Below are 6,781 nucleotides of genomic sequence, written 5' to 3'. Positions count from 1 at the left end.
CGGTGGAGCGGGTGGTGGAGGTGTTGGGGCGGCGGGCGGCGCGGTTGGGGCGGACGAAGCTGGTGCTCATCGATGGGCCCAGCGGGGCGGGGAAGACGGTGTTCGCCGGGCGGCTCGCGCCTGCGGTAGGTGCGGAAGTGGTGCACACCGATGACCTGCTGGATGGCTGGGGAGACCAGTTTACCTACTGGGATCGACTCGAAAGGCTTGTGCTGCAACCAATTCGCAGCGGGAGCGAAGCGAGGTACCAGAAATATGATTGGGTGGAAAAGGAATTCGCCGAATGGGTGACCGTCGAAGCCGGTGATGTCCTGATTGTGGAAGGGGTTGGGGCGGCACGGGCGCGCGGAAGGGTGATGGCGAGCGTGACGGTGTTTGTGGACGCGCCGGAGGCGGTGCGGCTGGCGAGATCGATGGCACGCGATGGGCTGGCGATGCAGGAGGAGCTCAGCGAGTGGCGCCGACGAGAGGCGTTGCACTTCGCGGCGGACGGCACGGCATGGTGCGCGGACGTGGTCATAGGATCGTCCTCATGACGACGACCCTCAGTGTTGATGAGTTGCGTGCCGCTGTCGCTCGTGAGCTGCCCGGAGTCCGGGCGGATTTGGAGGCTCTGGTCCGCATCCCCGGAATTGCATTTGACGGCTTCGATTTCACACCGCTGGAGCGGTCCGCGGAGGCGGTTGCCGAGCTGCTGCGGCGGGAAGGGCTGGAGGTGCAGATCAGCCGGATCGGCGACGGGCACCCGGCGGTGATCGGCCGCAAGCCCGCACCGCAGGGGGCGCCGACCGTGCTGATGTATGCGCATCACGACGTGCAGCCGACGGGCGACCTGCGGCAGTGGGTGTCCGAGCCGTTCGAGCCGACCGAGCGCGACGGCCGGCTGTATGGGCGGGGCGCGGCCGACGACAAGGCGGGCGTGATGGCGCACATCGCGGCGCTGCGGGCGTTCGGCGACCGGCTGCCGGTGGGTGTGGTCCTGTTCATCGAGGGCGAGGAGGAGTTCGGCTCCGCGTCGCTGGAGGCGCTGCTGGCCAAGCATCGCGAGGAGCTCGCCGCCGACGTGATTGTGATTGCCGACTCAGGAAACTGGGACATCGGGGTGCCGGCGCTGACCACGTCGCTGCGGGGGATCGTCAACTCGTTCTTCACGGTCGAGGTGCTGGAGTCGGCCGTCCACAGTGGAATGTATGGCGGCGCGGTGCCCGATGCGCTGATGGTGCTGAGCAGGGTGATCGCCACGCTGCACGACGACCAGGGCAATGTGGCTGTCGAGGGGCTCGTGAGCCGGCCCGCCTCGCCGCTGGACTACCCGGAGGATCGGTTCCGTGCCGAAGGCGGGGTTCTGGATGGTGTCGAGCTCATCGGTTCCGGCCGGCTGGTGGACCGGATCTGGACCAAGCCCGCGCTGTCGGTGCTGGCAATCGACGCGCCCAAGACCAGCGAGGCGCCCAACGCGATCGTGCCCAAGGCGAAGGCGAAGCTGAGCCTGCGGCTCGCGCCCGGCGACGACCCGAAGTCGGCTTACGAAGCACTCAAGGCCCACCTCGCCAAGCACGTGCCCTGGGGCGCGAAGATCAGTTTCGAGTTCGAGCACGACGGCAACGCGTGCGTGATCGACACGACCGGCAAGTACTTCGATGCGGCACGGGCGGCGTTCAAGGAGGCGTGGGACGGCACGGACGCGGTCGAGATCGGTGTGGGTGGATCGATTCCGTTCATCGCCACGTTCCAGGACATGTTCCCGGAGGCGTCGATCCTGGTGACGGGCGTCGAGGACCCGAACGCGAAGGCGCACGGGCCCAACGAGAGCCTGCACCTAGGTGAGTTCGCCCGCGTGTGTCTCGCCGAGGCGCTGCTCCTGCGAAACGTCAGCCTGGCCTGACGCCTTCGCGGGCGCCCTTGAGGCAGGCTCGTCGAGGCGCTGCTCCTGCGAAACGTCAGCCTGGCGTAGCTCCCGGCGCGCCAGCCAGTACAGCGCGAAGAACGAACCGGCCGCGAAGATCCACCACTGGATGGCGTAGCCCAGGTTCAGCCAGTCGTTCTCGCGCGACGACGGGATCGGCACCAGCTCGGTGTACTCGTCGTCCGCGAGAACATACGTCGGCGCCACCCGGTACGGCAGCTTGCTCGCGATCTCACCCACGCCAACCCGCCGCGCCTGCCAACTCCCGTTGATCAACTGCACGCGGGCACCGGATTCGGACGCCCGCACCCGCCCGGTCAACGTGACCAGCCCGCCGGGCGCGGGCGGCACCTCGGGATCAGCGGTCGGGCCGTTCGGGTGCGGCGGCACCCACCCCCGGTCCACCAGCACGGCCGAACCGTCCTCAAGCACAAGCGGCGTCAGGACTTCGAACCCGACCCGCCCCTGCACGGTCCGGTTGCGCACGAGGATCTCGAGGTTCCCGTCGTACTGCCCGGACAGCGTCACCCGCGTCCACTCGGGCACGGCGGGCGAATAAGCCACCGGCGCCGCGGACTGGCTCGCATCGATCCGCGCGTTGATCGCGCTGCGTTCCTCGTACCGCCCCCACTGCCACCGCCCGAGCATGACCATGACACCGGCGGCGATCACCGTGAGGCAGAGAAGGCCGAGCCAGCGGCGGGTTAGCAGCAGAGACACGACGCCCAGTCTACGAGTGTGACTTCTATCACTCAGACTTCCCCAAACGCTTCTTCAGCCCGCGATCGCCTTCACGCGGTAAGTTGAGCCCCGGTTGCCCCTCATACAAGGGAGACACATGTCCGGCTATGTCTCGGTGCGCAGGTTTCCTGTGCTGACCGTCCAGACACCTAGGCTCGATGTCCGCCAGCTCAACGCCGACGACGCCGACCCGGTGGCCCAGATCTTCGCCGACAAGCAAACCCAGCGCTGGCTGCCGTTCCCGCAGGAGTTCGGGCAGATCGAGGGCAAGGTGTGGTGCACCGAGATGGCCACCGAGCGCCGCGACGCAGGCGACGGCGACCACTACGGCATCGTGCGCCGCGAAGACAACCGGCTTGTGGGCTGCCTGTGGACGCGGCGCACCGACTGGTCGAGCCGCGTCACCGAGCTGTCCTACGCGGTGGCGGCGGACGCGCGCGGTTTCGGTGTGGCAGCCGAGGCGGTTGACGCGATCACGCTCGCACTCGTGCTCGAACACGGCTTCCAGCGGGTCGAGGTGCGTGTCGCGCCGGGCAACATCGCTTCCCGACGCGTGACGGAGAAGGCCGGCTTCACCTACGAGGGGCTGCTGCGCAACGCGGGCACCGTCCACGGTGGCCGTGTGGACCTCGAAGTGTGGTCTATGGTGGCGGCGGATCTTCGCTAGCCAACCCACCGGCGGGCGCGGGAGCCCCGGCGGGCGGGTCGTTCGAAGAAAGAGCCGGCGACGATTCGGCCGGCAGGGGCTTAGGCGGCGGGGGTGGCGGCGCCTTGCCCACGATCTCGCCCTCCGGCGCGGTGAAGTGCGTGACCGGCTGGTCCTTCAACGCGTCCCGCAGCGTGTAGCTCACCGCCTCAATCGGTTTCCAGGCGTTGCCCCCGCCCACCCCGTGGAACGGGTTGTCCGGATCGGCCATGAAGGAGGCCCCGACGAGCTCCGGTGTGAATCCGATGAACCATGCCGCACGGTTGTTGTCCGTCGTGCCCGTCTTACCGGCCACTGGCCGCTTGACCATGCCGTAAACCTGCGGCGCCGTGGACCACCCGCCGCACCCGGACGCCGCCGCACCGTATCCCGTCACGCACCGCGCCGCGTCGGCCGCCGCCCGCGCCACGTCTTGCGACACGGCCTGCGTGCACCTCGGCGCCGCAACCGGGACTCCCCCAAACTGAGCGGGAGCTCCGTCAGGGCCCGTAATCTCCATGACCGGCAGCGCCTCGCAGTATTTTCCTTCCGCCGCAACCGTCGCATACGCGTTGGCCATCTCCAGCGGGGTCGTGTCGGCAACGCCCAGCGTGAACGCGCCCCACCCGGCCGCCTTCTCCGGCGAGGCCTGGAGCTTGTCGATATCAGTGCGCCAGCGCAACCCGAGCCGCTCGGCCATCCGCACCGCCGCGTCGGCCCCGACCCGCTGCTCCAGCTGCACGAAGTAGGTATTCACCGACTTGCCGAACCCCGACCACATCGCATGGTTGCCCGTCATCGAGCCGCTCGCGTTGCTCGGACACCAACGCCCGGCGCAACTCGCGGGCTCTCCCCACCCCGCGGGATAGATCGACTTGAGCCGACCCGGCGAGTAAATCCATGTATTCATCGGCATGCCCGCGTCGAGCGCCGCCAGCATCGTGAAGATTTTGAATGTCGAGCCCGCCTGGTAACCGGCCATGTCGCCGCCCCCGAGCAACGGGTTGACCGTGTTGGGGTAGTTGCCGGGCCGGTCATATCCGGCCGTGTGCTGCCCGTTGCGGCTCTTGTCCAGCGAGTAGACCCGATTGACCGCCATCGCCCTGACCCGGCCCGTGCCCGGCTGCACGAAAACCTGGCCCAACGCATAGGAGCTGCCGATCCGCTCCCGCTTCGTCACGTGATCCAGCGCGATCCGCTGGATTTCAGGATCCAAAGAAGTGATTATCCTGTACCCGCCGCGGCGTAGCCTGTCGAGCCGCTCCGCCGGTCCCGCCCCGAACGCGGCCTGCTGGATCCACCAGTTCTTCAAGAAGTCGCAGAAGAATCCCCAGTCGTTGACCTCGTCCGCAATGGACACGCAGTCATTGGGCGGCTCGGTGACCCGCAGCGCGATCGGCTCGGCCATGGTGGCGGCCGCGACCTCGGGCGTGATGTCGCCGAGTTCGCGCATGCGGTCGATCACGTAATTGCGCCGTTCCAGCGCGCCCGTGGGATCCATCCCGGCCGGGTCATACGCCGACGGCGCTTTCACCAGCCCGGCCAGCAACGCCGACTCGGCGAGCGTCAGCTCCGACGGAAGCTTCGAGAAGAAGATGTGCGCCGCAGCGAAAATCCCATAGGCGCGATGGCCGAAGTAGGCCACGTTCAGGTACCGCTCCAGAATCTCGGTCTTGCTCAGCTCCTGCTCCACGAGCACGGCCAGCCGCATCTCGCGCAGCTTGCGCCCCGTCGTCTGCTCGGTCGCGGCGAGCACCTCCCCCGGCGTGCCGGCCCCGTCGCGCAGCTTCATCCGCACGTACTGCATGGTCAGGGTGGACGCGCCCTGCGACACCTTGCCCGCGGTCTGGTTGGCCACGAACGCCCGCGCTATACCCTTCGCGTCCACGCCGCGATGGTCGTAGAAGCGCGCGTCCTCACTTGCGACGATGGCCTGCCGCATGGGCTCGGCCACCTCACTGATCGGGGTGTACTTGCGGTACTCGTCGTAGAACATGGCCATCAACGTCGTGCCGTCCGACGCGTACGCGTACGACGTTTGCGCCGGCGGCTCGGTGTTCAGCTCGCGGGGCAGGGCCTGGTACATGTCCGAGCCCGCCTTCAAGCCGAGCCCGCCGACGGCGACGACCGGGTACGCGACGAGCGCCGCCAGCAACCCCGTGATCAGGCCGATGCGCACGATCGGGCGCAGCTTCCCCTGGTTGGACACGATTCCCCGAGGTCGGCGCATCAGCTTCATTCCATAAAGGTAGGACAAAAACGTATATACCTCTTATGCGACGCGCGGCCCGAGCCCCATGTCGGGAACCCGACCCGCGACATGATGGAGTGTGCGTGTGCTTATGAGTGCGACTATCGAGAGCATCCCGGCGCCCGACGCCGCCGCCATGTCCGACGCGCGGCAGCGGCAGGCCCGGCTCACCAAACCCGCCGGCTCACTGGGCGAACTGGAGGACCTGTCGGTGCGGCTCGCGGGCATCACGGGCGCCTGCCCGCCCCCGCTGCTGACCCCCGCCTCGCTTGCGATCTTCGCCGGTGACCATGGCGTGCACGCGCAGGGCGTGACCCCATGGCCGCAGGAGGTCACCGCGCAGATGGTCGGCAACTTCCTCGCCGGGGGCGCGGCGGTGAACGCGTTCGCCCGCCAGGCGGGCGTCTCGGTGACGGTCGTGGACGTGGGCACGCTCGCCGAGTTCGAACCGGCGAGCGGGCTGGTGCTCGCGAAGATCCGCCACGGCACGCGGGACATGACCGTCGAACCGGCGCTCACCCGCGACGAGGCGATCCAGGCGATCGAGGCGGGCATCACGGTCGCCAACCAGATGGTCGACTCGGGCGCGCGCATCCTGCTCACCGGCGACATGGGGATCGCCAACACCACGGCCTCGGCGGCGCTCATCTCCGTGTTCACCGAGCGCGACCCGGGGGTCGTGACGGGCTACGGCACGGGCATCGACGCGGCCACGCACGTCCGCAAGATAGGTGTCATCAAGAGCGCGCTCGCGCTGCACGCGCCCGACCCGGCCGACCCGATCGGCGTGCTGTCGGCGGTCGGCGGGCTGGAACATGCCGCACTGGCGGGCTTCATCATCGGCGGGGCGGCCCGCCGGGTACCCATATTGTTGGATGGAGTCATCTCGATGGCAGCCGCACTGGCCGCGGTGGCCCTCGCCCCACCCTGCCGGGAGGCTCTCATCGCAGGCCACCGGTCCGTCGAGCCGGGCGCGACCGTGGCCCTCGGCAAGCTCGACCTCGCTCCCCTGCTCGAACTCGGCATGCGCCTGGGCGAGGGCACGGGCGCGGTGCTCGCCTATCCCCTCGTCGCGGCCGCCGCCCGGGTACTGCATGAAATGGCCACATTCGACAGTGCCGGAGTCTCGGAAGCATGAACGAGGGCTTGCCCCGAGTGAATCAGCGGGCATGCGCCGCGGAGCGAAGTGGAGGGACGC

6 protein-coding genes are annotated in these 6,781 nt (G+C 68.6%); 4 read left to right on the top strand and 2 right to left on the bottom strand.

The window, feature by feature from the left end; genetic code table 11:
• Positions 1-536 (top strand): uridine kinase family protein (locus tag DM816_RS23300; RefSeq protein WP_342768744.1); only part of this gene is annotated, 536 nt, incomplete at its 5' end.
• Positions 533-1,885, top strand: a complete 1,353-nt coding sequence (locus DM816_RS23295; protein WP_117212505.1) for a dipeptidase — start codon at positions 533-535, stop codon at positions 1,883-1,885. The genes DM816_RS23300 and DM816_RS23295, both read left to right, overlap by 4 nt.
• Here the strand turns inward: DM816_RS23295 and DM816_RS23290 are convergent.
• Positions 1,820-2,626, bottom strand: a complete 807-nt coding sequence (locus tag DM816_RS23290) for an SURF1 family cytochrome oxidase biogenesis protein (protein WP_246002155.1) — start codon at positions 2,624-2,626, stop codon at positions 1,820-1,822. The two genes, DM816_RS23295 and DM816_RS23290, sit on opposite strands and share 66 nt — an antisense overlap.
• 118 nt (positions 2,627-2,744) lie before the next feature.
• Between DM816_RS23290 and DM816_RS23285 the strand changes: the two genes are divergently transcribed.
• Positions 2,745-3,314, top strand: coding sequence for a GNAT family N-acetyltransferase (locus tag DM816_RS23285; RefSeq protein ID WP_117212497.1), 570 nt, complete (start codon positions 2,745-2,747; stop codon positions 3,312-3,314).
• Here DM816_RS23285 and DM816_RS23280 read toward each other — a convergent pair.
• A complete protein-coding gene (locus DM816_RS23280) occupies positions 3,289-5,562 on the bottom strand; it encodes a transglycosylase domain-containing protein (RefSeq protein WP_425455265.1) in 2,274 nt (757 codons plus the stop codon). The genes DM816_RS23285 and DM816_RS23280 overlap by 26 nt on opposite strands.
• A gap of 112 nt (positions 5,563-5,674) precedes the next feature.
• On the opposite strand from DM816_RS23280, the gene cobT reads away from it, so the two are divergent.
• The gene (gene cobT / locus DM816_RS23275) at positions 5,675-6,721 is read left to right on the top strand and encodes a nicotinate-nucleotide--dimethylbenzimidazole phosphoribosyltransferase (protein ID WP_117212493.1); all 1,047 of its coding nucleotides are present in this window, start codon (positions 5,675-5,677) and stop codon (positions 6,719-6,721) included.
• Positions 6,722-6,781 lie beyond the last annotated feature (60 nt).

The organism is Allorhizocola rhizosphaerae (assembly GCF_003426775.1).
Taxonomy (GTDB): domain Bacteria; phylum Actinomycetota; class Actinomycetes; order Mycobacteriales; family Micromonosporaceae; genus Allorhizocola; species Allorhizocola rhizosphaerae.
This window is presented reverse-complemented; position numbering and strand designations above follow the sequence as displayed.